This is a genomic window from Streptomyces sp. NPDC020681, from assembly GCF_044334895.1.
In the GTDB taxonomy this organism is placed as follows: Bacteria; Actinomycetota; Actinomycetes; order Streptomycetales; family Streptomycetaceae; genus Streptomyces.
Genome location: NZ_JBIRTX010000018.1, coordinates 104382 through 129019, shown reverse-complemented (window position 1 = coordinate 129019; position 24638 = coordinate 104382). Strand labels below are relative to the sequence as shown.

General features: G+C 71.0%; 22 protein-coding genes and 1 pseudogene. 8 read left to right on the top strand and 15 right to left on the bottom strand.

Features of this window, described 5'->3' with window-relative positions; translation table 11 throughout:
• Positions 1-151: 151 nt before the first annotated feature.
• The 7 genes from ACH4YL_RS32360 to ACH4YL_RS32330 form a co-directional block, all read right to left on the bottom strand.
• The gene (locus ACH4YL_RS32360) at positions 152-1096 is read right to left on the bottom strand and encodes a hypothetical protein (RefSeq protein ID WP_398511055.1); all 945 of its coding nucleotides are present in this window, start codon (positions 1094-1096) and stop codon (positions 152-154) included.
• Entirely contained in the window at positions 1014-2015 is a 1002-nt protein-coding gene (efeU, locus tag ACH4YL_RS32355) for an iron uptake transporter permease EfeU (RefSeq protein WP_398511051.1), read from the bottom strand. Before efeU ends, ACH4YL_RS32360 begins: the two co-directional genes overlap by 83 nt.
• 16 nt (positions 2016-2031) lie before the next feature.
• Positions 2032-3321: an iron uptake transporter deferrochelatase/peroxidase subunit gene (gene efeB / locus ACH4YL_RS32350; RefSeq protein ID WP_398511050.1), complete on the bottom strand. Its 1290-nt coding sequence runs from the start codon at positions 3319-3321 to the stop codon at positions 2032-2034.
• A 14-nt stretch (positions 3322-3335) separates the two neighbouring features.
• Positions 3336-4475, bottom strand: a complete 1140-nt coding sequence (gene efeO, locus ACH4YL_RS32345; RefSeq protein ID WP_398511049.1) for an iron uptake system protein EfeO — start codon at positions 4473-4475, stop codon at positions 3336-3338.
• A 157-nt stretch (positions 4476-4632) separates the two neighbouring features.
• Positions 4633-5472, bottom strand: coding sequence for a heme ABC transporter ATP-binding protein (locus ACH4YL_RS32340; RefSeq protein WP_398511054.1), 840 nt, complete (start codon positions 5470-5472; stop codon positions 4633-4635).
• Positions 5473-5480: 8 nt separating this feature from the next.
• On the bottom strand, positions 5481-6698 hold the full coding sequence (locus ACH4YL_RS32335) for a FecCD family ABC transporter permease (protein WP_398511048.1): 1218 nt from the start codon (positions 6696-6698) through the stop codon (positions 5481-5483).
• Positions 6699-6700: 2 nt separating this feature from the next.
• The gene (locus ACH4YL_RS32330) at positions 6701-7717 is read right to left on the bottom strand and encodes a hemin ABC transporter substrate-binding protein (protein ID WP_398511047.1); all 1017 of its coding nucleotides are present in this window, start codon (positions 7715-7717) and stop codon (positions 6701-6703) included.
• 187 nt (positions 7718-7904) lie between these two features.
• On the opposite strand from ACH4YL_RS32330, the gene ACH4YL_RS32325 reads away from it, so the two are divergent.
• The 3 genes from ACH4YL_RS32325 to ACH4YL_RS32315 all read left to right on the top strand — a co-directional run bounded on the left by ACH4YL_RS32325 (position 7905) and on the right by ACH4YL_RS32315 (position 11563).
• Positions 7905-9290, top strand: coding sequence for an HtaA domain-containing protein (locus ACH4YL_RS32325; protein WP_398511046.1), 1386 nt, complete (start codon positions 7905-7907; stop codon positions 9288-9290).
• 24 nt (positions 9291-9314) lie between these two features.
• A complete protein-coding gene (locus ACH4YL_RS32320) occupies positions 9315-10832 on the top strand; it encodes an HtaA domain-containing protein (protein WP_398511045.1) in 1518 nt (505 codons plus the stop codon).
• A gap of 74 nt (positions 10833-10906) precedes the next feature.
• The gene (locus tag ACH4YL_RS32315) at positions 10907-11563 is read left to right on the top strand and encodes a PhzF family phenazine biosynthesis protein (protein WP_398511044.1); all 657 of its coding nucleotides are present in this window, start codon (positions 10907-10909) and stop codon (positions 11561-11563) included.
• On the opposite strand, the gene ACH4YL_RS32310 is transcribed toward ACH4YL_RS32315, so the two are convergent.
• Positions 11553-12248, bottom strand: a complete 696-nt coding sequence (locus tag ACH4YL_RS32310; RefSeq protein WP_398511043.1) for a heme oxygenase (biliverdin-producing) — start codon at positions 12246-12248, stop codon at positions 11553-11555. The genes ACH4YL_RS32315 and ACH4YL_RS32310 overlap by 11 nt on opposite strands.
• Positions 12249-12369: 121 nt before the next feature.
• Positions 12370-13227, bottom strand: coding sequence for a type I methionyl aminopeptidase (gene map, locus ACH4YL_RS32305; protein ID WP_398511042.1), 858 nt, complete (start codon positions 13225-13227; stop codon positions 12370-12372).
• 58 nt (positions 13228-13285) lie between these two features.
• Between map and ACH4YL_RS32300 the strand changes: the two genes are divergently transcribed.
• Positions 13286-13519: a hypothetical protein gene (locus ACH4YL_RS32300; protein WP_398511041.1), complete on the top strand. Its 234-nt coding sequence runs from the start codon at positions 13286-13288 to the stop codon at positions 13517-13519.
• Between the two features lie 35 nt (positions 13520-13554).
• Here the strand turns inward: ACH4YL_RS32300 and ACH4YL_RS32295 are convergent, their stop codons facing one another.
• Positions 13555-14160 (bottom strand): hypothetical protein, encoded by a 606-nt coding sequence (locus ACH4YL_RS32295; protein WP_398511040.1) that lies wholly within the window; start codon positions 14158-14160, stop codon positions 13555-13557.
• Between the two features lie 95 nt (positions 14161-14255).
• Here ACH4YL_RS32295 and npdG point away from each other — a divergent pair, with 95 nt between their 5' ends.
• Together npdG and ACH4YL_RS32285 are read left to right on the top strand one after the other, a co-directional pair.
• Positions 14256-14984: an NADPH-dependent F420 reductase gene (gene npdG / locus ACH4YL_RS32290; RefSeq protein ID WP_398511039.1), complete on the top strand. Its 729-nt coding sequence runs from the start codon at positions 14256-14258 to the stop codon at positions 14982-14984.
• Between the two features lie 63 nt (positions 14985-15047).
• Positions 15048-15230, top strand: a complete 183-nt coding sequence (locus ACH4YL_RS32285; RefSeq protein WP_398511038.1) for a hypothetical protein — start codon at positions 15048-15050, stop codon at positions 15228-15230.
• A gap of 2 nt (positions 15231-15232) precedes the next feature.
• On the opposite strand, the gene ACH4YL_RS32280 is transcribed toward ACH4YL_RS32285, so the two are convergent.
• The gene (locus ACH4YL_RS32280) at positions 15233-16039 is read right to left on the bottom strand and encodes a site-2 protease family protein (RefSeq protein WP_398511037.1); all 807 of its coding nucleotides are present in this window, start codon (positions 16037-16039) and stop codon (positions 15233-15235) included.
• Between the two features lie 120 nt (positions 16040-16159).
• Here ACH4YL_RS32280 and ACH4YL_RS32275 point away from each other — a divergent pair.
• Positions 16160-19434, top strand: a pseudogene (locus ACH4YL_RS32275) (ATP-binding protein).
• Between the two features lie 11 nt (positions 19435-19445).
• Here the strand turns inward: ACH4YL_RS32275 and ACH4YL_RS32270 are convergent.
• From ACH4YL_RS32270 to panB, 4 genes are all read right to left on the bottom strand, one after another.
• Entirely contained in the window at positions 19446-20288 is an 843-nt protein-coding gene (locus ACH4YL_RS32270) for an ABC transporter permease (RefSeq protein WP_398511036.1), read from the bottom strand.
• A complete protein-coding gene (locus ACH4YL_RS32265) occupies positions 20285-21307 on the bottom strand; it encodes an ATP-binding cassette domain-containing protein (RefSeq protein ID WP_398511035.1) in 1023 nt (340 codons plus the stop codon). Before ACH4YL_RS32265 ends, ACH4YL_RS32270 begins: the two co-directional genes overlap by 4 nt.
• A 127-nt stretch (positions 21308-21434) precedes the next feature.
• Entirely contained in the window at positions 21435-21803 is a 369-nt protein-coding gene (locus tag ACH4YL_RS32260) for a cupin domain-containing protein (protein WP_398511034.1), read from the bottom strand.
• A 175-nt stretch (positions 21804-21978) separates the two neighbouring features.
• The gene (gene panB / locus ACH4YL_RS32255; protein ID WP_398511033.1) at positions 21979-22839 is read right to left on the bottom strand and encodes a 3-methyl-2-oxobutanoate hydroxymethyltransferase; all 861 of its coding nucleotides are present in this window, start codon (positions 22837-22839) and stop codon (positions 21979-21981) included.
• Positions 22840-22999: 160 nt separating this feature from the next.
• On the opposite strand from panB, the gene ACH4YL_RS32250 reads away from it, so the two are divergent.
• Positions 23000-24601, top strand: a complete 1602-nt coding sequence (locus ACH4YL_RS32250; RefSeq protein WP_398511032.1) for an MFS transporter — start codon at positions 23000-23002, stop codon at positions 24599-24601.
• The last annotated feature ends 37 nt before the right edge of the window (positions 24602-24638 follow it).

The window sequence follows — 24638 nt, the reverse complement described above, 5'->3', positions numbered from 1 at the left end:
TCGCCGCGTTGTCGTCGGTCGGCATGGCTCCGCCATGCCTCCCTCCTCCGCCTTGCGATCCACGGCACCAGAGCCCGCTCACTGATCCGGCCTGATCCAGACGAAAGGCCCTAGGCAGGCGCGGGGCCGCCTACCCGGCGCGCGGGGCCGCCTACGAACCCTTCGCGGAGGTGAGCCCCGTCAGCCTGCCCAGTACGTCGACTTCCGAGCCCGAGGCCGTGGGTACGATCACCGCCTGGCTCGACACCCGCTCCTTCGTGACCGTGTTCGTCACCTCGCCGGTCAGCAGCGCCTTCACATCCGGGTGCACCTTCATCCGTACGCCCTTCGCCGCGGTCTGCCGCTCGAAGTTGCGCATCGTGAAGAAGACCAGCGCCCCGCCGTCCGCCGTCACCAGCCCCAGCGGCGCGAAGTCGTCGCTGTCCAGGGGCTGGTCGATGTACTGCGTCGACATGCCCGGCAGGTTCGCTTCCTTCTTGCGGGACTCGCGCCAGCCGGAGGTGTGCGGCCCGTCCTTGAAGTGCTCCGGCTTACCGGTCTGCATGTACGAGGTGTAGTCCTCGCTCAGATTGCGCGGAGCGACCGCGAACGACGCGCTGTCCGCCGGGACCGGCTCGGCGAAGCCGTCGCCGTCGATCTTCAACTCCGGGATACGGGCGGGGGAGAGGATCGTCAGATACGCCGCCTTCCACACCTCGTCCACACCGTTGCGTACGAAGACAAGGACCCAGCGGTTGTCCGTGACGCCCTGGTCACGGTCGCGGTTGGAGTCGACGTCGGCGAGGAAGAACCGCGGCCAGCCCGCCTTCTTCGGGATCGTGTACTTCGCGTCGGTCAGCTCCAGCGGCACATGCTGCGGGTTGCCGTCGGGGTAGTTGACGCTGCGCGCCTTGAGCCCCGCCTGGTTGATCGAGCCGAGCGCGCCGGTGACCCGCTCCGCGTCGAGAGCCGGGTCGTACGCCTTGTCCGCGGCGTTGTAGGCGGCGGTGAACTCCTTGAGCGCCTCGGCCGCTTCAGCCTTCGTCGCCGCCGGTACGACTTCCAGTTCCCCGTGCACCGTCACGCACCCGCTTGCCGTCAGCGCCAGGACCGTCATCGTCACGAGCCCCGTCGCCGACCGGCGCCGCCTGCTCACCGGCTGCGGCATTCCCACCCGAATCGGCCTTCTCATCGGTTGCCTTCTGCTCCTTGACCCCCACTGACCACCCGAACCCTACCGGGGCCAGGAAGAGCGCGAGTGTCGGGACCAGATACAGGGCCCACACCGTGACCTGGAGGACGGTCGGATTCGGCTGGAAGTTGAACACGCCCTTCAGCAGCGTGCCGTACCAACTGTCCGGCGGGATCGCCGTGCTGATGTCGAAGGCCTTGTTCGCCAAGCCGTCGAGGATCCGGGCTTCCTGGAGGTCGTGGACGCCGTACGCGAGCACACCGGCCGCCACGATCACCAGCATGCCGCCGGTCCAGGTGAAGAACTTGGCGAGGTTGATCCGCAGCGCGCCCCGGTAGAACAGCCAGCCCAGCACGACCGCCGTGGCGATGCCGAGCAGCACACCGATCAACGGGGCCTGCGTGCCGCCGTCGTCGGTGGCCGCCCGGACCGACGCCCAGACGAACAGCGCCGTCTCCAGACCCTCGCGCCCCACGGCCAGAAACGCGGTGGCGACCAGCGCGCCGGTGCCCATCTGCAACGCGGCGTCCAGCTTGCCGTGGAGCTCGGCCCGCAGATGCCGCGCGGTGCGCCGCATCCAGAAGACCATCCAGGTCACCAGGCACACGGCGATGATCGACAGCGAGCCGCCCAGCAGCTCCTGCGCCTCGAAGGTCAGCTCCTGCGAGCCGTACTCGAGCGCGAAGCCGAAGCCGAGCGAGATCGCGACCGCGACCCCGATGCCGATCCAGATCGGCCGCAGTGCGTCACGCCGCCCGGTCTTCACCAGATACGCGACGAGGATGCAGACGACCAGGCTGGCCTCCAGGCCCTCGCGCAGTCCGATCAGATAGTTGCCGAACACGTCGGGTCCCTTCGGTTCAGGAGAACAGCGCCCGGCCCCACCAGTCGTCCTCGCCGCGGACGCCCGGCGGGACGGCGAACAGCGCCGAACCCACGTGCTGGATGTACTCGTTCAGGAAGTCCTTGGCGGCCAGCGAGCGCTGCACCGGGACGAAACCCTTGTCCACGTCGCGCTGGTACGCGAGGAAGAACAGGCCCGCGTCCAGGCGGCCCAGGCCGTCCGTGCCGTCGGTGAACGAGTAGCCGCGGCGCAGCATCTTCGCGCCGCCGTTGGTGTCCGGGTGCGCGAGCCGCACATGCGCGGTCGGCAGCATCGCGGGCAGGAACGGCTCGTCGCGCTCCTTGGCCTTGCCGACCGCCGCACCCTCGCCCTTGTCCCGGCCGAAGATGTCCTCCTGCTCCTGGAGCGGCGTGCGGTCCCAGGTCTCGATGTTCATCCGGATCCGGCGGGCCACCAGGTACGAGCCGCCGGCCAGCCACGCAGGACCGTCCTTCTCGGACACCCAGACGTGCTTGTCCAGTTCGGCCCGGTCGGTGCCCGAGATGTTCCGGGTGCCGTCCTTGAAGCCCATCATGTTGCGCGGGGTCTGCGCGTCCGGCGTCGTCGACGAGGTCTTGCCGAAGCCGAGCTGCGACCAGCGGACCGCGACCTTGCCGAAGCCGATCCGTGCGAGATTGCGGATCGCGTGCACCGCGACCTGCGGATCGTCGGCGCAGGCCTGGACGCAGATGTCGCCGCCGCTGCGCGTCGGGTCGAGATTGTCGCCGGCGAACTTCGGCAGCTCGGCCAGACCCAACGGCTGCTTGCCCTCAAGTCCGAAGCGGCCCTTGGCGAACAGTGACGGGCCGAAGCCGATGGTCAGGGTCAGCCGGGACGGCTTGAGACCGAGCGCCTCGCCGGTGTCGTCCGGCGGGGCCTCCGCGAGACCGCCGTACGCGCCCTCACCGACCGCCTGCCCGGCCGTCATCCGCTCCGCCGCCCGTGTCCAGTCCTTCAGCAGCTGGACGAGCTCGGCGCGGTCCTTGGTCTTCACGTCGAACGACGCGAAGTGCAGCCGGTCCTGCACGGCGGTGGCGATGCCGGCCTGGTTGGCGCCGTGGAAGGGGACGGCCGCGCCGCTCGCGGCGGCGTTGACCGTCCGGTCCCCGCCGGTCAGCACGGCCGCCGTGCCGCCGGCCGCGGCGGCACCCAGCGCGAGCCCGGCGCCGCCCCAGCCGAGCAGCGAACGGCGCGACGGCGCACGGGTGTTGCTCTCCACGGCGGCGTCGCTCACTTCCGGCGTGGGCTTCTCGTCCTGCTCGGACATGTCGGTGCCCCTTACTACTTCACTACCGCGGCGGCGAGCTTGGACAGCGGCTCCGCGAGCGCGTTCACCGCGTCGCTGAGCTCCTTGCGCTCCGCCTTGCCGACCTTGTCGTACGAGGTGAACTCGTACGAGGACGTGTCCTTGCGGTACTTGTCGAGCAGCGTGTTCAGCGCCGCGAACTGCTTGTCCAGCTCGGCGACGAGCTTCGGATCGTTCTTCGTCGCGACCGGCTTCAGCAGCTCGTGCGACTTCTGCGCACCCTCGACGTTCGCCTTGAAGTCGACCAGGTCGGTGTGGCTGTAGCGCTCTTCCTCACCGGTGACCTTGCCGGTGGCGACCTCGTCGAGCAGCTCCTTGGCGCCGTTGGCCATCGAGGTCGGCGTGATCTCGGCGGTGCCGACCTTCTTCTGCCAGTCGGTCAGGTCCTTGATGAGGAGGTCGGCGAGCGCCGTCTCGGCGGGGCCGAGCTTCTTCGTCTGCCACAGCGCCTTCTCGAGGATGTGCCAGCCGGTCCACTTCTGGCCCTTCTCCACGCCGTCCTCGCGCAGGTCGACCTTCGGGTCGATGTCGCCGAAGGACTCGGCGACCGGCTCGGTGCGCTCCCAGCCGATGCGCGAGTCGGCGTACGCCTTCTTCGCGGCCTCGATGTCGCCGGCCTTGACGGCGTCCGCGAAGACCTGGGCCTTCGGCAGCGTCTCATCGGCCTGCGCCTGCACGTACTTGCGGTACGCGGCGACCGCGGCGTCCATCTCCGGGCTGCGCTTGACGGCCGTGCCGCCGCTGGCGCTGACCTTCTGCCGGATGCCGTCGCCCTTCATGCCGGGCTTGCAGGCGATCTCGTACTCGCCGGCCTTCACCTCGGCGGTGAGACTCGCCTTGGTGCCGGGGCCGATGTTCTCGCGCTCGGTGACGATGCGGTCGTCCGGGAAGAGGATGTAGACCTCGGTGACCTTGGAGCCCTTGTTCTCGATGTCGAGCTGGACGTGCCCGGCCGGGAACTCCTTCTTCGACACCTCGCAGGAGTCGTCCTTGGCGGTGACCTGGATGGCGTGGTCGCCGCCCTTGGCGTCGCTCTTCTCGGCGCACCCCGTGACGGCGGTCAGGGCCACCGCGGTCGCTGCGGCGGTGACAACGGAGAGACGGACGGCTCGCATTCGGGCTCCACAGAGGACGAGTACCGGAGCGGTACGGAGGGGGTGAGGCGGCCCTAACTTAACCGAGCCTTACCTCACCGATAACCGTGCGTCCAGTGATTCATCTCTCAAATCACCGCCGTGGACACGGTGGTGTCACGGCGAGTTCAAGCCGAGGTCAAATCAGCCGCTTCGGTACCACCAGCGGCGCCCCGGTCCGCGGATGGGCCAGCACCTCGACCGGCTGCCGGTAGACCTGGCTGAGCAACTCCTCCTCCAGCACCGCGGCCGGCGGCCCGTCGGCCGCGATCCGTCCGTCGTGCAGCACGGCGACCCGGTGCGCGTACGCCGCGGCGAGACCGAGGTCGTGCAGGACGACCACCACGGCGTCACCGGCCGCGGCCCGCTCGCGGCAGATACGGAGCACCAGTTCCTGGTGGCGCAGATCGAGCGCGGCGGTCGGCTCGTCGAGCAGCAACAGCGGGGCGCGCTGGGCGAGTACGCGGGCCAGCGCGACCCGGGCGCGTTCGCCGCCGGAGAGCGCGGCATAGGGCCGCGCGGCGAACGGGCCGACCTCCGTGGCGTCCATGGCGGCGGCCACCGCCGCGTCGTCCTCGTCCTCCAGGGCCGTCCCCGCCCACGGCGCGCGGCCCATCCGGACCACCTCCGCCACCGGGAACGGGAAGGAAAGCGTGGCGGCCTGCGGCAACACGGCCCGGCGCAGCGCGAGTTCGGCCGGCGACCAGTCGGCGACCGGCCGCCCGGCGATCCGTACGGTGCCCGCGGCGGCGGGCAGATCGGCGGCCAGCGCGGCCAGCAGCGTCGACTTGCCCGCGCCGTTGGGCCCGACGAGCGCCAGCACCTCGCCGGCGTGCGCGGCGAGATCGATCCCGGCGAGTACCTCGCGCTGCCCGAGCCGCACATGGAGCCCGGCGGTCTCGGCGAGAGCGCTGCCGGTCACGTGCGGAGCGGGCAGCTCGCGGCCGCGGGCGGCGAACAGTGTCTTCAGCGGGGTCATCAGCGCCTTCATGCCCAACCACCCTGCTTACGACGGGCCCTGCGCAGCAGCAGGAAGAAGAACGGGCTGCCGAAGAGTGCGGTGAGCACGCCCAGCGGAAGCTCGGCCGGCTGCGCGACGGTCCGCGCGGCCAGATCGCCGGCCACCAGAAGCAGCGCGCCGGCCAGCGCGCTGCCCGGGATCAGGAACCGGTGACCGGAGCCGTGCGCCATCCGCAGCAGATGCGGGACGAGCAGGCCGAGGAAGGTGATGACGCCGGCCACGGCGACGGCGGACGCGGTGAGCAGCGCGACGACCAGCACCAGCACGAGCCGCAGCCGTTCCACGTCCACGCCGAGGTGCCGGGCGGGCCGCTCGCCGAGCGCGAGGAGGTCCAGTTTCCGTGCGTAGAACGGCGCGACGGCCAGACCGAGGAGCGCGCTCGGCAGCACGGCGAGCACCTTGGGCCAGGTGGCCTGCGAGAGCGAGCCGAGCTGCCAGAAGGTGATCTGGGTGATCTGCGCGTTGTCGGCGAAGAAGATGAAGAGACCGATCAGCGCGCCCGCGAAGGCGTTCACGGCGATGCCGGTGAGGATCAGCGTGATGACCTCGGTACGGCCGCCGGAGCGGGACAGCACGTACACCAGCAGCACGGTCGCGAGCCCGGCGACGAACGCGCACGCCGTCACCGTCCAGTTGCCGAGGAAGCTCAGCCCGAGCGCGATGGACGCGACGGCGCCGACGGCCGCGCCGGAGGAGATCCCGATGATGCCGGGCTCGGCGAGCGGATTGCCGAACACGCCCTGCATCAGGGCCCCGGCGCAGCCGAGCGACGCTCCCACGAGCAGCGCGAGGACGACGCGCGGCAGCCGCACGTTCCACAGCACGCTCTCGCCGACCCGGTCGAGTGCATGTCCGCCGAGCCCGGTGCGGTGCTGGAGGGAGGCGAGGACATCGCCGAGGGGAATGTCGTACGCCCCGGTCCCGGCGGCCGCGAGCGCGAGCGCGACGAGCGCGACGACGAGCCCTCCGGCGAGCAGATACCCGCGGGACTGCGGGGTTTTGCCGAGTGGCCCGCCGGCCGCGGAAACCCCGCCCGGCGGGGGCGGGTTGGGACCGGCCTTCCTGTCCGGGGCCGGGGTGGAACTCCGGTCGTCGGGACCCGCCTCGCCGGAGCATGGTCCACGGTCCGGGTCCTGAGGCCCGGGCCCGGCGGCCCGGGTCTCTTCCGCGGAGGTGGAGGACATCCTCAGCTTCCGTTCGCGTAGAGCTGGTCGACCAGCGTCTTCAGCACCTGGTCCGTGCGCGGGCCGTAGTTCAGGATCACTCCGTCGTCGACCGAGACCACCCGGCGGTCCATGCCCGCCGGTGTCTGCGCCACGCCCGGAAGCTCGAGCAGGCCGTCGATCCCGCCCACCGACTCGAGCCCCTCCGTCATCACCAGCAGCGCATCCGGCGCCGCCTTCGCCAGCGCCTCGCTCGTCAGCGGCGTGAAGTCCTTCGTCAGGCCGGACTCCTGGCCCGCGTCCACCGCGCCCGCCGCCGCCAGCAGGGACGGCGCACCCGATTCGCCGCCGCCGATCAGATAGACCGAGGCGGAGCCCCGCAGATACAGGAACGCGACCCGCGGCTTCTTGCCGTCCTTCGGCTTCGGGATGTTCTTCTGGACCGCCTCGATACGGCTCTGCGTGCGCTTGTTCAGCTCGTCGCCCGCCGCCTTGACGCCCAGGGCCGCGGCGACCGCGTCGATCCGCGGCCCCACATCGGCAAGGGTCTTGCCCGGCTTGACCAGCACGACCGGGACGCCCGCGGCGCGGATCTGGTCGATGGCCTCCGCAGGGCCCGTGAGGGGTTCGGCGAGGACGACCGTCGGCTTCAGCGACAGCACGCTCTCCGCCGAGACGCTGTGCGCCCGGGTCACCACCGGCAGCTTCTTGGCCTGCTCGAAGGTGGTTGCGTTGTCGCGGGCCACGACCTGCTTGCCGAGGCCGAGCGTGAAGACGATCTCGTTCAGCGCCGGGGCCAGCGGCACGATCCGCTCGGTGGACGCGACGGTGATCTTCTTGCCTTCCGCCGACGTCACCGTGACCGGCACCTTGGGCCGGGGTGCTGCGGCCAGTGGCTCGACCCGGTTGGCCGGTGCGCCGGCCGTGGCCGGCTTCTCGTTCGCGGTCGGTCCGGCGTCGTCCGTGCTGCCGCAGCCCGTGGCCGTCAGAGCGAGGGCAAGCACGGAAACCACCGCACCGGCAAGGCGAGTTGTGCGCACCGAGGCACCTTCCTCTTGTTCGTTGTCTAACGCGGTCGGCCGCAGTCTGCCATGAGCTGCGGCGCAGTCGAGTTGAGGTTCTTGCCGCCGGAGCACTTTCGGCCCGAACTGGAGGTAGCTTAGGTTAGCCTTACCTCATTCGCCAGGTCGTCGACGGGTGTCGCCGACGTACTCCGGGGGGAAACTCATGCTGCCGTCCAGACGGGCGCGCACTTTCGCCGCAGCGCTTCTCGCGGTGCTGCTCGGAGCCCTGCTCCCGGCCCACGCCGCCCACGCGGCGGACCGCCCGGTGCAGGGCGGCAGGCTCGACTGGGGCATCAAGTCCTCGTTCCAGTCGTACGTCTCCGGGCCCATCGCCCACGGCAGTTGGACGCTGACCGGCGGCGCGGCCACGGTCGGCGGCAGTCAGTTCCGGTTCCACTCCGCCAAGGGCTCGTACGACCCCGGCACCGGAGCCTTCGAGTCCGGCTTCTCCGGCGGAGTCCACTTCGTGGGCCACCGGAAGCCGGACGGCTCGCACGAACTGGACCTCACCATCAGCCGCCCCGCCGTAAGGATCTCCGGCGGTCGCGGCACGCTCTACGCGGACATGGTCAGCAGGTCCAGATCGACCGGCAGGGTCACCTCGTCCAGCCGCGTCCCGCTCGCCGCGCTCGATCTCTCCGGCATCGACATGCGGGGCGGCAGCAGCCCGGTCGCGCTCAACGACGTGCCCGCGACGCTGACTTCGCAGGGCGCCGGGGCCTTCGCCGGGTACTACACCGCGGGCACGCCGCTCGACCCGGTGAGCCTGAGCGTCGATGTCGCACCCGCTCCGGCCCGGCAGAAGCCCTCGCAGCAGAAGCCCTCGCCGCGGCCGACAGCACCCGGCAGACCGGCCGCGGGCGGCTTCAGCGACGCGGCCGTGGACTGGGGCGTGCGCCGCACCTTCCGCGAGTACGTCACCGGCTCCATCGCCCAGGGCAAGTGGACGCTGTCCGGCGGTGCGCTGGACGGCGGTGCGCTCTTCCGCTTCCCGCAGGGCAAGGGCACGTACGACGCGAAGCGGCAGACCCTGGACGCGGCCTTCGCCGGAACACTCCGCTTCACCGGCACCGACCTCGATCTCGGCCTGACCAAGGTCACGGTCCGGGTCACGTCGGGCGGAGGCACGCTGATCGCGGACGTGGCCGAGGCGGGCCGGACCACGAAGGCCGTCCCTCTGATCACCTTCCCCGCCGAGGACTTCACGCCCCGGAACGGACTCGCCGCACTCACCGAAGCCCCGGCGACCCTCACCGCCGCGGGTGCCAAGGCCTTCGGCGGGATGTACAAGGCGGGCACCGCGATGGACCCGGTGTCGCTCGCCGTCGCCGTGGACGCCACGGCGCAACTGCCCGCGCTGCCGGACCTGGGCAGCGACGTGGCGCCGTCGCCGTCGCCTTCGCCGAAGGCCACGTCCGCGGCCACCGCGTCCGCGGCCGCAAGCTCTTCCTCCCGTACGGCGACGTACATCGCCACGGGCGCGGGTGTGCTCGCCGCCGCGGCGCTTGTCCTGTATGTCGTCCGTCGCCGCCGTACCACCCCCAACTGACCAGCCCCGAGGAGACAACCGACCATGTCAGCCACCCGCCGTCCCATCACCCGCGCCGCGGCCGTCGCCACGGCAGCCGCGCTCGGCGCAACCGCCTTCGCCCTTCCGGCGATCGCGGCCGGCAACGCTCCCGCCGCGCCCGGTGCTCCGAAAATCGAGCTGAAGGACGGCACGCTGGAGTGGGGCTTCAAGGAGTCCTTCCGCAAGTACGTCACCGGGATGGCGATGGGCACGATCGTCGCCGCGGACGGCGCGAAGCAGGCGGCGGGGAACGGTCCGTTCACCTTCACGGACGGCACCGGCACGTACGACACGGGCACCCACGCCACCGACACCGCCTTCAAAGGCAGCGTGCTGTTCTCCTCCAAGGCCCACGGCTTCGACATCAAGCTCGCCGATGTGAAGGTGGTGACCGAGGGCAAGGGCGGCAGCATCCAGGCGGACGTCACGCTCAACGGCACGACGCAGGACGACATCGCGGTCGCGAAGCTGGACCTGACCAGCGTCCCGCCGGGGCAGGGCGAGGGCGGCGCGATGGTGTTCAAGAACATCCCGGCCACGCTGACGGCGGACGGCGCGAAGGCGTTCAACGGCATGTACAAGGAGGGGGACGCGCTCGACGCGGCGACGCTCTCGGTCAAGCCGGCGGGCGGCCCGTCGAGCCCGAGCCCGACGCCGAGCGCGACGGCGACGGCGACGCCGACGCCCACCGCCTCGGCCACCCCGACCCCGACTCCGACCGTGTCCGCCACCGAGACGCCCGCCGCCGAGGAGGGCGCGATCGTCGACGGCAACCTCGACTGGGGCGTCAAGAAGAGCTTCCGCGACTACGTCACGGGCCCGATGGCCCACGGCAAGGCCGAACTGACCGACGGCGCGACGAAGTCCGGCGAGGGCTACCGCTTCCCGAAGGCCAAGGGCTCCTACGACGCCGAGAAGAAGTCCCTGGTCGCTTCCTTCGACGGCGGCGTGCGCTTCCTGGGCCACCTCACCAACGGCCAGTACGTGCTCGACCTTTCGCTCACCGGTCTCGAGGTCGAGGTGAACGGCACGACGGGCACGCTGGTCGCGGACGTCACCACCAAGGACCGCGAGACGCAGAAGGTCTCCACGTACAAGAACCTGGGCATCGCGTCGCTGACGGTTCCGGCGGGCGGGCTCGAGGCGGACGGGGACGTGGTGCGGCTGACGTCCGTCCCGGCGAAGCTGACGGCGGACGGCACGAAGGCGTTCGGCGGCATGTACCGGGCGGGCGAGGCCCTGGACGCGCTGACGGTCGCGGTCTCCCTGACGGAGGACGCGGAACTCCCGTCGCCGTCGCCGTCGTCCGGGTCCACGGCCGGCACGTCGGCCGGCGGGTCCACGGGCGGCTCGTCGACGACGGGCGGAGGCGGCACGGTGGGCGGCGGCACGGGCGGCTCGCTGGCCACCACGGGCGCGGGTGTCCCGGCCGCGGAACTGGCCACGGCCTCGGCGCTGGTGGCGGTGACGGGCGCGGCGGTGGTCGTCGCCGTCCGCCGCAGGGAGTCGGCCCGGGCCTGATCCGCTGCCGGGGCGCGAGGCGCGGGGTCCGGGGCGGAGCACCGGTTTCATGACACCGGTGCTTCAATGCCCGGGTGAACGAACGCGACGTGCTCGACGTGCTCCAGGTCTTCTGCGGGGGCGACGGGCAGTACGGCAACCCCCTCGGGGTCGTGCGCGACTCCCGCGCCTATCCCGACCAGGCGTCCCGGCAGGCGCTCGCCGCCCGACTCGGGTTCAGCGAGACGGTGTTCGTCGACGACCCCGAGCGCGGGGTCGTCGACATCTACACTCCCGGGCTCCGGCTTCCGTTCGCCGGGCATCCGCTCGTCGGCGCCGCCTGGCTGCTCGATCTGGAGGCGGTGAATCCGCCCGCGGGCGAGGTATGGGCCCGGCACGACGGCGAGTTCACCTGGATCACCGCGCGCGAGGAGTGGGCGCCGCCGCGGACGCTGCGGCAGTACGGGTCGGCCGCGGAGGTCGACGCGCTCGACGTGCCGCCACCAGGTGAGTGGATCTACGCCTGGGCCTGGGAGGACGAGGCCGCGGGCCGGATCCGCGCACGTGCCTTCCCGGGACGCGGCGACGGGATCGACGAGGACGAGGCGACGGGAGCCGCGGCGCTGCTGCTCACCGCGCGTCTCGGCCGGGCCCTGAACATCACTCAGGGCCGGGGTTCGCAGATCCTCACGGCCCCCGGCCCCGACGGCACCGTGGAAATCGGCGGCCGCGTCAGACTGGTCATGCGCTGAGCGGGCCCGTTCTGTCCGCACTGCAGGCGGCCCCCAGCTCCCTGAACACCGCACCGTTGAAGTCGAACGCCCTCTTGCACTCGTCCACGATCCGCTGCTTCTCCAGATCGTCCGCGTCCACGGCGTCCAGCAGCTCCCGGTAACCCCGCTTGAAAGCCGCCGGGTTCGGGATCTGCTCGAAGACGTAGAACCGCACTCCGTCGCCCTTGCGCGCGAAGCCCCAGGTCTTCTCCGCCTTGTCGCGGATGATCTGGCCGCCCGAGAGGTCGCCGAGATACCGCGTGTAGTGGTGCGCGACATAGCCCGCGGGCCAGGTCTTCGCGCACTCCTCGACCCGTGCCGCGTACGCCCGGGTCGCCGGCAGCGGCGACAGCCCTGCGCGCCAGTCCGCACCCAGCAGATGCGCCAGATCGCGCTCCAGCTCGGCCGTGCGCATCAGCTCCGGCTGGATGAAGGGCCCGGCAACCGGGTCGTCCTTCAGCGACTGGGCCGCGTCCTCCAGCGCCCGGTACACGAACCACAGCTGCTCGGTGTAGCGCGCGTACGACGCGACACCGAGCCGGCCGCCGAGCAGGTCGCTCATGAAGGTTGAGGTCTCCGCCTCGGTGTGCTGCTCGTGCGACGCGACACGAATCAGCGTCGAGAAGGGCGTAGCGGCGGACGTACCGGTGGCGGTGGCATCCAAGGCGGGCCTCCTGGGAGGGTTTCGGTCGTGGCTGTTGCCACCACCGATCATTCTACTTAGGCTTACCTAAGTCAATGTGTTCCCGACGTCCTGTCGGTAAAAACCCTACCCGTCGAAGCACTCACGGCAACGTGAGAATTTCGGCCCCGTTCTCGGTCACCACCAGCGTGTGCTCGAACTGCGCCGTCCGCTTCCGGTCTTTGGTCACCACGGTCCAGCCGTCGTCCCACATGTCGTACTCGTGCGTGCCGAGCGTCAGCATCGGCTCGATGGTGAAGGTCATGCCGGGCTGCATGACCGTCGTCGCGTGCGGGGCGTCGTAGTGCGGGATGATCAGCCCGGAGTGGAAGGACGAGTTGATCCCGTGCCCGGTGAAGTCGCGGACCACGCCGTACCCGAAGCGCTTGGCGTACGACTCGATGACCCGGCCGATCACATTGACCTGGCGGCCCGGCTTCACGGCCTTGATGGCGCGGTTCAGCGACTCACGGGTGCGCTCCACCAGCAGCCGTGACTCCTCGTCGACGTCGCCGCAGAGATAGGTGGCGTTGTTGTCGCCGTGCACGCCGTTGATGTACGCGGTGACGTCCAGGTTCACGATGTCGCCGTCGCGCAGGACGGTGGAGTCCGGAATGCCGTGGCAGATGACCTCGTTGAGCGAGGAACACAGCGACTTGGGGAAACCGCGGTAGCCGAGCGTGGACGGATAGGCGCCGTGGTCGCACATGAACTCGTGCGCGACCCGGTCGAGTTCGTCCGTGGTCACACCGGGCGAGATGTGCTTGGCGGCTTCCTGCATCGCCTGCGCGGCGATACGACCGGCGATGCGCATCCGCTCGACGGTCTCGGAGTCCTGGACCTCCGGCCCGGTGTACGGGGTCGGCGCGGACTTCCCGACGTACTCGGGGCGCCGGATACTGCCGGGAACGGAGCGGGTGGGGGAGATCTCCCCTGGTACGAGGAGCGACTGGCCAGACATGCCAGCGAGTCTAACCAGGGGGTGTGGGGCAGCATGGCGGGAGAGGAAGGAGCCGACGATGGCCCTGTTCAAGAAGCGCACGGTCGGAAAGCCGGGCGAGTGGTACTACTGCCTGCAGCACAAGAAGGTCGAGGAAGGCCCCGAGTGCCCGGCGAAGGACCGCTTCGGCCCGTACGCGACCCGTCAGGAGGCGGAGCACGCGATGGAGACGGCGCAGGAGCGGAACCTGGAGTGGGACACGGACCCGAAGTGGCACGACAGGGCGGGCGCGCCGGACGACGACCAGACGTAAAAGATGTGGCGGGGGCGACGGGGGCCGCGCCCCCGTCACCACCGCGCCGGCGGTGGGGCCGTCAAGTGGTCGGCGAGGCGGGAGAGCCGGTCCCGGAAACGCCTCCGGCCCCGCCCCACCGGCCCGCTGTTCTCGCCCGCCGCCGCGCTGACCAGGTGCTGCACCGTGTCCAGATCGACCTCGTCCCGCTCCGCGGCCACCGTCAGCGCCTCGTGCGCCAGAGCGTGCACCTCGGCGTCACCGCCGTCCAGGGCCAGCACCATCGCCCCGGCCCGCCGCGCGTCGTGCACCCGCTCCATCAGCTCGGCGTCGGGCCGCTGCGGCGCCACCACCAGCAGCGTCTCGCCGCGCCGCGCTCCCTGAAGCCTGCCGAGCCCGACCGCCAGCTGCTGCGGATCCCCGGGCCGCACCCGGTGCCGTACGAGCGTCGGCGCCAGCTCCGGGCGGCCCGACCAGGCCGCCTCGTCCACCAGATGCGCGGCCAGATGCCACGGCTCGTACTCCGCGGTGCCCACCAGCAGCAGCCCGCCGCCCTGCGGAACCACCGACGACCGCAGCACCCCGGCGAACCGCCGGGTCGCCGCCGGCCACTCCGTGCCTGCCAGGACTTCGCGCAGCAGCGCGACGCGTACGGCATCCATGGCCCCGCATCCTGCCGCAGCCGCCGCTCGGGCGGGCCGGAATGGCCCCGGCTCACCCGTTCGGTAGCCGGATACCTGCAAGTAAGGTCGGCTGCATGACTTCTCCTGACAATGCAGGCACCGACAACACAGCCGCCGCACCGAAGCCCGCGGCGAAGGATCCCTGGGACCTCCCTGATGTGTCCGGCCTGGTCGTCGGCGTCCTCGGCGGCACCGGGGACCAGGGGCGCGGGCTCGCGTACCGGCTGGCCAGGGCCGGGCAGAAGGTGATCATCGGCTCCCGGGCCGTCGAGCGCGCCGAGACCGCCGCCGCCGAGCTGGGCCTCGGCATCGAGGGCGCCGAGAACGCCGAGTGCGCACGGCGCAGCGATGTGGTGATCGTGGCCGTGCCGTGGGACGGGCACGCCAAGACCCTCGAAGCGCTGGGCAAGGAGCTCGCGGGCAAGCTGGTCGTCGACTGCGTCAACCCGCTCGGCTTCGACAAGAAGGGCGCGTACGCCATCAAGCCGGAGGAGGGCAGCGCCGCGGAGCAGGCCGCCGCCCTGCTGCCCGACGCACGTGTGACGGCGGCCTTCCACCACCTGTCCGCGGTGCTGTTGCAGGACGTCTCGATCGAGGAGATCGACACCGATGTGATGGTGCTGGGCGAGTCCCGTGCGGACACCGACATCGTGCAGGCGCTGGCGGGCCGGATCCCCGGCATGCGCGGCGTCTTCGCCGGCCGGCTGCGCAATGCGCACCAGGTGGAGTCGCTGGTCGCGAATCTGATCTCGGTGAACCGCCGCTACAAGGCTCACGCGGGCCTGCGCGTCACCGACGTGTAGCCGGCCGCGGGGCATGGTGGACACTGATGTGCGTCATCAGTACCCGGACAGGAGCCGTAACCCATGCCCCGCCTTGCTCTCTATTCCCTTGTCGTCTGCGTGCTCGCGGTCGCCGCGGCCGTGGTCTCCTTCGCGCAGGGCAGCTGGCTCGGGATCGTCTGGGTGCTGCTGGCCGGGCTCTCGTCGAACATGGCGTGGTTCCACGTCCGCCGGGCGAGGGCGGGCCGCGAGACCGCGGCCGGCTGACGCTACTGGCTGACCAGCGACTCGCAGAGTTCGGGCGTCCCCTGCCAGAAGCGGTAGTACTCCAGGCCGCACGCGGTCTCCAGCTCGCTGACGCCGAGGCCCCGCAGGATCGTGTCGACCGCGTCGAAGAACGCGCCGTTCACCTCGGGGATGAACAGGCAGCCGAAGACGGCGAGCAGGCCGAACGGCGCGTACGGCTCGACCTTGCGGCGGATGTTGTACGAGAGCCAGGGCTCTATCACGCCGTACCCGTCGAGGCCCGGCACCGGCAGGAAGTTCAGGATCGCGGCGGTGATCTGCAGCAGCGCCAGGAACGCGAGCGCGAAGCGGAACGCGACCGGCACGCCGTCCAGCGCGTCCAGCCAGAACGGCGCGGTGCACACGGCCGCGAACAGGACGTTCGTCAGCGGGCCCGCCGCCGAGATCAGGCTGTGCTTCCAGCGCCCCTGGATGCGGTTGCGCTCGATGAAGACCGCGCCGCCCGGCAGGCCGATGCCGCCCATGATCACGAACAGTACGGGGAGCACGATGCTCAGCAGCGCGTGCGTGTACGCGAGGGGGTTGAGCGTCAAGTACCCCTTCGTGCCGATGGAGATGTCGCCGCTGTGCAGCGCGGTGCGGGCGTGCGCGTACTCGTGCAGACAGAGCGAGACGATCCACGCGGACGTGACGAAGAGGAACACGGCCAGACCGATGCTCGCGGAGAAGTCCGTCCACACCGCCCAGCCGGTCACTGCCATCACGGCGACGATGCCGAGGAATACGGGACTGATTCCCCGGCCGCTGTGGCGGGAAGTGGCCGTGGTCATGGGTGCGGCTCCTGAGAGGTCCTGGCAAGGCGGCGGGATGTGCGGATCGACCGTACCGGCGACACGAGGGAAACGTCCCTGGGGTCTCCGCGGTTCCATGGCAGCGGGGACAATGGTCCGGTGCGCTACCAGGTACTCGGCACCACTCAGGTCCTGAACGACGACGGGACGTCCGTCGCGCTCGGCGGCTCGCGGCTGCGCGCGCTGCTGGCGGTACTGGCGCTGCGGGCCGGGCGTACGGTCCCGGTCGGCATCCTCGTCGACGAGGTCTGGGACGGGGAACCGCCGGCGGACGCGGTCGCCGCGGTGCAGGCGCTGGTCGGCCGGCTGCGGCGGGCGCTCGGGCGCGAGACGGTCGCGTCGGCGGAGGGCGGCGGCTACCGGCTGTGCGCGGAGCCCGACGATGTGGACCTGCACCGGTTCGAGCGTCTTGCGGGGGAGGGCGCGCGGGCGCTGGAGTCGGGCGACGCGGTGAAGGCGGCGGCGCTGCTGGACGACGCGCTGGCCCTGTGGCGGGGCGAGGTGCTTGCGGACCTCCCGGTCCGTACGGCCGAGGCCGCCCGCTGGGAGGCCCGCCGCCTCGACGCCCGCCGGTGCCGCCTGGCGGCGGCCCTGGATCTGGGCCGCGCCGAGGAAGCCCTCCCGGAACTGGTCGCCCTCTGCGAGGCCCACCCGATCGACGAACCGCTCCAGGCCCTCCGCCTCCGCGCCCTCCGGGCCACGGGCCGCCCGGCGGCGGCACTCGCGGCGTACGAGTCCTTCCGCCGCACCTTGTCGAGCCGCCTGGGCACGGACCCCGGCCCGGAGCTCCGGGCGCTGCATCTGGAGCTGCTGTCCCCGGAAGCGGGACAGCCGGAGCCGGTGCCTCGCCGGTCCGTGGCGGAACCGCCGCGCGGGAACCTGCGGGCCCGTCTCACCTCCTTCGTCGGGCGGCGCGACGACATCGTCGCCATCCGCGAGGACCTGACGCGCGCCCGCCTCGTCACCCTCCTCGGCCCCGGCGGGGCCGGGAAGACCCGGCTGTCGCAGGAGGCCGCCGAGTACGCCGCCGCGCACGCGTCATGGCCCGACGGTGTGTGGCTCGCCGAGCTCGCGCCCGTGGACGACCCGGACGACGTTCCCGAGGCCGTCCTCACCGCGCTCGGCGCCCGCGAGACCGTGCTGCGCGGGGCTGGCGCGGAGGAACTGCGGGCCGCCGAGGGGCACGGGGACGACCCGCTCGTACGGCTCACCGAGCACTGCTCACGTCGACGCATGCTTCTGCTGCTGGACAACTGCGAACATGTCGTCGCGGCCGCCGCCGCCTCGCCGAGCGGCTGCTGGAGCACTGCCCTGGCCTCACCGTGCTCGCGACCAGCCGCGAACCTCTGGGCGTGCCGGGGGAGTTGGTGCGACCGGTCGACCCGCTCCCCGACCCCATGGCGCTGCAGCTGTTCGCCGACCGGGGCGAGGCCGCCCGGCCCGGCTTCCGTATCGACACGGACAAACCGGCCGTCGTCGAGATCTGCCACCGTCTCGACGGCCTCCCGCTCGCCATCGAACTCGCCGCCGCCCGGCTGCGGATGCTCACGCCGCGCCAGATCGCGGACCGGCTCGACGACCGCTTCCGCCTGCTGACCAGCGGCAGCCGCACCGTACTGCCGCGTCAGCAGACCCTGCGTGCCGTCGTCGACTGGTCCTGGGACCTCCTCGACGAGTCCGAACGCGCCGTACTGCGCCGTCTGTCGGTCTTCGCCGGCGGCTGCGACCTGCCCGCCGCCGAGGCCGTCTGCGGTGAGGGCGCGCTCGACCTCCTCGGTTCCCTCATCGACAAGTCGCTGGTCGTCGCCGCCCCCACCCCCGACGGCCAGATGCGCTACCGCCTCCTCGAAACCGTCGGCGAGTACGCCGCCGAGCGGCTCGACGAGGCCGGCGAACGGGCCGCGGTGGAGCGCCGGCACCTGGTCCACTACCGGGAGTTGGCGCGGACCACCGACCCGCTGCTGCGCGGCTCCGGCCAGCGCGCCGCCATCGATCTGCTCCAGCTCGAGTACGAGAACCTCAAGACCGCGATCCGCCGTGCCGTCGCCGCCCGCGACGAGCAGGAGGCGCTGCATCTCGTCCTCTCGCTCTCCTGGTACTGGCAGATGCGCGATCTGCGCAGCGAGGCCCGCCACTGGGCCACCGCCGCGGGCGCGCTCGGCCCGGACCCGTTCCGGCCGCCGGCCGAACCGGCGCCGCCGGTCTTCGAGCGGTTCACGGACGCGCCGCCGCCGATGTCCCCGGAGCTCCTTCAAGAGGCACGGCGCTGCGTCGCGCTCATCCGGATGGTGTTCATGAACCACAGCATCGACGACTGGATGTCTCCGGACAGTCTGGAGTGGGTGCGCAACGTCACCCGGGTCTACAGCCCGGGCCTGCCGCAGACCTGCCATCCGCCGGCCTCGCTGTGGTTCTTCGCGGTCCTGCTGACCGGCGACGCCGAGGAGTTGAGGCGGCTGCTCGACCTGACCGTCGAGGCCTGTCGCAGGTACGGGTACGACTGGGGCCTCGCCACCTCGCTCCAGAGCCGCGCACAGGTTCTCGCCAACCGCAGCCTCTGGGCCGGAGACGCGGCCAGGGACGCCGAGGAGGCGCTGGAGATCTACCTCCGGCTCGGCGACGCGTGGGGCGCGGCCGAAGCGCTGTCCGCGCGCGGCGAGGCGTGGGAGCGAAGCGGTGAATTCGCGCTCGCCGCCCAGGACTTCACGTCCGCCGTCGAGTACGCGGAGCAGATCGGCGCGCAGGCCCAGACGGCGGTGCTGCGCTCCCGGCTCGGCGGCATCCTGATGGAGATGGGCGAAGGTGATCGCGGCGAGGCGATGATCCGCGAGGTGCTCGCCGAGCACGAGGGCGCGGAGAACGAGTCGACCACCATCGCGCGGCTGTATCTCGCGCTGTGGCTCGGCCGCACCGGCCGCCGAGATCAGGCGCGCGCCGAGGTCGAGGCGCTGCTGGAGCAGTTCAAGTCGAGCACGCTCGCGATCTTCGAAGGCATGGTGATCGGTTTCCTCGCCTGGCTGGACCTCGGCGACGGCCTGCACGAGGTGGCGCTGGAACGGGCCGGCAAGGCGCTGAGCATGGCGCGGGACCCGCTGACCCTGATGGTCGCCCCGCAGATGGCCTCCATCCACATGGTGGTCGCGGCGAGCGCGCTGGTGAAGAGCCGGCCCGAGCGGGCGGCGGACGCGGCCCGGCTGATCGGCGCCTCCGACGCCGCGCTGCCGGCGGGGCACTTCCCGGCGCCCACGTACGAGAAGGAGAACAGGGCGGAAGGCGAGGCGGCCGTCCGCGCCGTGCTCGGTGACGAGGCCTATCGCGCCGCGTACGCCGAAGGCGGCAGCCTCACCATTGACGAGGCCGCCGCCCTCCTGTGACTCCCGCGTGATCAGGTCTTCTTGCGGAACTTGGCGACCGCGAGCGGAGCCGTGACCACCGTGATCAGCGCTGCCCAGCCCAGCGTCATCCACACCGAGTGCGCGACCGGACCGCCGTTGATCAGACCCCGGGCCGCGTCCGCGAGATTGGACAGCGGGTTGTAGTCGGTGAAGGACTCCAGCCAGCCGGGCATCGTCGTCGGCGGCGCGAAGATCGACGAGCCGAACTGCAACGGCATCAGTACGAGCATGGCCACTCCCTGGACGGCCTGGGCCGTCTTCATGGTGAGACCGAGCAGAATGAAGATCCACATCAGTGAGGCGCCGAAGACCATCGACAGGCCGATCGCCGCGAAGAGTTCGAAGACCGAGGTCTTGATCTCCAGGCCGAGCAGAAAGCCCATGGCCAGCAGGATGGTCGTGGCGACCATCATCCGGCCCACCTCGACCACGATCTTCGCGATCAGCACCGACGAACGGGCGATCGGCATGGACCGGAAGCGGTCCATCACGCCCTTCTTGAAGTCGTCGTTGACACCGGTGCCGACGGCCATGGCGATGTTCATGCCCATCATCGCCATCAGGCCGGGGATCACATAGTTGACGTACGCGTCCTGGTTGCCCTTGCCGGAGATCGCGCCGCCGAAGACGTACACGAACAGCAGCGTGAAGATGATCGGCATCAGCACGGCGTCGAACATCGACTCCGGGTCCTGCTTGATCTGCAGCGCGTTGCGGCGGACCAGTGCGCCGATGTGGCGCAGATTGGCGCGCAGTCCGATCCGGCCCTCGCCGGCCGGCACGGTCGTGACCGGGGCGGGCGCAGGGGCCTTGGTGGCAGTTGCCGTGCTCATGCGGCGACCTCCTCGTCGATCGTGTCGGACTCGGCCGAGGCGGGCGCCTTCTCGCCGGTGATGGCCAGGAACACCTCGTCCAGGCTGGGCAGATGGGTGCCGATGTGCGAGATGCCGAAGCCGTGCGAGCCCATCAGGCCGACCACGGCGGTCAGTTGCTCGTCGGTGAGGATCGGGACGTACAGCAGGCCCTCGTCGGGCACGACCGTCGCGCCTGCGACGCCGTCGAGGCCGGACTCGCCGAGCGCGCGCGCCATCGCGGACAGCTGCGCCGGATCGCTGGGCCGGATCTGCAGCGTCCGGCCGCCGACCTTGGCCTTCAGCTCGTCCACGCGGCCGTTGGCGATGACCCGTCCGCGGTCGATGACCGTGAGCTCGCTCGCGAGCTGCTCGGCCTCCTCCATGTACTGCGTGGTGAGCAGCACCGTCGCGCCTTCCGCGACCATCCGCTGCACCTCGTCCCAGACCTCGTTACGGGTCCTGGGGTCCAGGCCGGTCGTCGGCTCGTCCAGATACAGCACGGACGGCTGCCCGATCATCGAGGCGGCGAGGTCGAGCCGACGGCGCATGCCGCCGGAGTACTGCATCGCGGGCCGCTTCGCGGCGTCCGTGAGCGAGAAGCGCTCCAGCATCTCGTCGGCCCGCCGGCGGGCGTCCTTGCGCGGCAGGTCGAGCAGCCGGCCGATCATGTAGAGGTTCTCCCAGCCGGAGAGCTTCTCGTCGACCGAGGCGTACTGGCCGGTGAGGCCGATGGTGCGGCGCAGCTGCCGCGGCTGCCGCACCACGTCGTAGCCCGCGACGACGGCGGTGCCGGCGTCCGGGGTGATCAGGGTGGAGAGGCAGCGTACGAGTGTGGTCTTGCCGGCGCCGTTGGGTCCGAGCACACCGAGCACGGTGCCTTCGCGGACATCCAGGTCCACGCCGTCCAGCGCTTTGGTCTCGCCGTAGTGCTTGACCAGCCCCCGCACCTGGACGGCGATCCCCTTGCCGCCGTCTGGGTCCTTGTCGATTCGCGTCATGGGCTCAACCATGCACGGCGCCACCGACAAGCCGCCTACAGGGGGCCGACAGGCGGGCGACGGCCGGGCAAGCAGGTCACCTGCCGGGCCGTGGCTCCGTGGGCCGTGGCTCCGTGGGCCGTGGCTCCTAGGTCGGCTTGGCGTACGTGACGAAGCCGAGCCAGTCGAGTATGACGACGGGCTCGTCTCCGACCACCCAGGCGTCGTGGCCGGGCTGGACGTCGATGAAGTCGCCGGGGCGTATCTCCTCGGTCCCACCGTCGTTCGCGACGACCTTCATCCGGCCGCTGAGGACATAGCCCACATGGTGCGACTGGCAGCTGTCGGTGCCGACGATGGGCTTGACGTGCTTGGACCACTGCCAGCCCGGCTCGTACACGGCCCGGCCGACCAGCGAACCGTCTTCAGCGCTGACAAGGTCGACCCTGCCCATTTTTTCCACGAACGGGCGGGTCTCCTGCGGGGAGTCGAAGGGCTTGCGCACGATTCCGGCCATGACGAACGCCTCCGGGCGAGTGAAAAAGGAACTCCCCGAGTCCGTTTTCAGGCTACGCGTCGGGTCTCCGGCGTGCCTTCGGTGGACTTACGGTCCTGACGCGTTCAGCGCGCCCACGCGCCGGACAGCCCGCCGATGGGGGATGTCGGCGGGCTGTCGGTGGTGCCGGAGTGGCTCAGTGGAAGGTGTGCTCCTCCTGCGGGAACGCACCGCCGACGACATCGTCGGCGAACGCCTTGGCCGCGTCGCCGAGCGTCTGCCGCAGATTCGCGTACTGCTTGGTGAAGCGCGGCACCTTGCCGCCCGTCAGACCCGCCATGTCGGTCCAGACGAGGACCTGGGCGTCCGTGTCCGGGCCCGCGCCGATGCCGATGGTCGGGATGTGCAGGGACCGGGTGACCTCCGCGGCCAGCTCGGCAGGGACCAGCTCCAGGACGACGGCGAAGGCGCCGGCGTCCTGCGCCGCCTTGGCGTCGTGCAGCAGCCGGTGCGCGGCCTCGTCGCTGCGGCCCTGCACCCGGTAGCCCATGGTGTTCACGGACTGCGGGGTCAGGCCGAGATGCGACATGACGGGGATGCCGGCCTGGACCAGCAGCTCGGTCTGGGCCAGCGAGCGCTCGCCGCCCTCCAGCTTGACCGCGCCGACGCCCGCGTCCTTGACCAGCCGGGTCGCGTTGCGCAGCGCCTGGACGGGGCCTTCCTGGTACGAGCCGAAGGGGAGGTCGCCGACGATGAGGGCGCGCCTGGTGCCCCGTACGACGGCGGCGGAGAGCAGCGTCATCTCGTCCATCGTGACGGGCACGGTGGTGTCGTAGCCGAGATGGGTGTTGCCCATGGAGTCGCCGACGAGCATGACCGGGATGCCGGCCTCGTCGAAGACGGACGCGGTCATCGCGTCGTATGCGGTGAGCATCGGCCACTTCTCGCCGCGCTCCTTGGCTGCGGTGATGTCGTGGACCGTGATGCGGCGAGTGCCCTTTCCGCCGTACAGCGTCTTGCTGCTGTCGGTGGGCTTCTGGGCAGCCTGAAGCGTCATGGTGAACGGCTCCTTCGTCATCTCGAGGCACCCTGACGGCGTCCCCGGATCACGTCCATGGTGGCACCAAGTGCCGTCAGGGGGGAAGGGGACCCGTCACGTTCTCCCCTGACTTTCGATACGAGACGGTCTCGTATCGAAATTGAGTTACGCTGTCGCCATGACGACCCCGTCCGGCAGACCCGCCCCGCCGCGGATTCCCGAAGCCGTGCACCGCCGCAGGTGGGCGATCCTCACGGTCCTGATGTTCAGCCTGATCATCGTCGTGCTGGACAACTCCATCCTGGGTGTGGCGGTCAAAACGATCGCCAGCCCCCCGCCGCACGGCCTCGGTGCCACCCAGAGCGAGCTCGAATGGGCGATGAACTCCTACACGCTCGTCCTCGCCGGGATGCTGTTCACCGCCGGCCTGGTGGGCGACCGTATTGGCCGCAAGAAGGTCCTGATCTTCGGCACCTTGCTCTTCGGCTTCGGCTCGGGACTCGCCGCGCTGTCCGGCTCACCCGCCGAGCTCGTCGCCTACCGGGCGCTGATGGGCTTCGGCGCCGCCTTTGTGATGCCTGCCACGCTCGCCGTGCTGGTGCAGGTCTTCGAGCGTGACGAGCAGCCCAAGGCCATGGGGATCTGGGCGGGCAGCGTCGGCGTTGCGATCGCTGTCGGCCCGGTCACCGGCGGACTGCTCCTCGACCACTTCTGGTGGGGCTCGATCTTCCTGATCAACGTGCCCGTCGTCATCATCGCCGTGGTCTGCGTCGCAATTCTGGTGCCGGACTCCAAGGACCCGAACCCCGGCGGGCTCGACCCCCTCGGCGTCGTGCTGTCGATCGTCGGCCTGCTGCTGCTGGTGTACGGGATCATCCACGCCGGCGAGCTGGGCGACTTCACGGCCCGGTCCGTGGTGGGCCCGGTGGTCCTGGGGCTCGCCGTGCTCGTCTGCTTCGTCCTCCACGAGAGGCGCAGCAGGCATCCCGCCCTCGACATGGGGTACTTCAAGAAGCCCGCCTTCACCGCAGCCGTCACCGCGGTCGCGCTCGTCTTCTTCGCCCTCATGGGCCTGACCTTCTTCTCCGCGTTCTATCTGCAGAGCGTGCGCGGCTACAGCGCACTGCGGGCCGGGCTGCTCATCCTGCCGATGGCCGTGGCACAGATGGTTTTCGCGCCGCGGGCCCGGCTGGCCGTGGCGCGGTTCGGCACCCGGGTCACCTGCGCGGCGGGCATGCTGCTGATCGCGGTCGGGTTCATGGCGTTCGCGCTGTTCGACACCTCGACCCCGGTATGGGTGATCGAGCTGGCCTTCCTCGCCCAGGGCGTGGGCATGGCACACGTCTCCACGCCGGTGACCTACCTGGTGGTGCAGTTGCTGCCGCGGGAGAAGGCCGGCTCGGGCAGCGCGGTCAACAACACCTTCCGCCAGATCGGCGGCGCCCTCGGGGTGGCCGTACTCGGCTCGCTGCTGGCCACGCGCTACCGCAGCGGGATCGAGGAGCACCTCGGCGCGCTGCCCGCCGGGGCACGGGATGCCGCGGGCGAGTCCATCGAGGCCACCTTCGCCGCGGCGGAGAAGCTCGGCCCGGCGGGCAAGGCTCTGATCGGCCCGGCGAACGAGGCCTTCCTCGACGCCATGCATCTGACGTCACTCTGCTCGGCGGCCATCACCGTCGTCGGTGCCGTGGTGGTCGGGGCGTTCCTGCCCGGCCGGACGCGCGCGGGACCGGACCGCCAGGACCCCGAACGCGTCCCGGAGACGGCGGCGCGCGACTGACCGCCCGGCGTGCGCGACTGCTCCGCCCGGAGCCGAC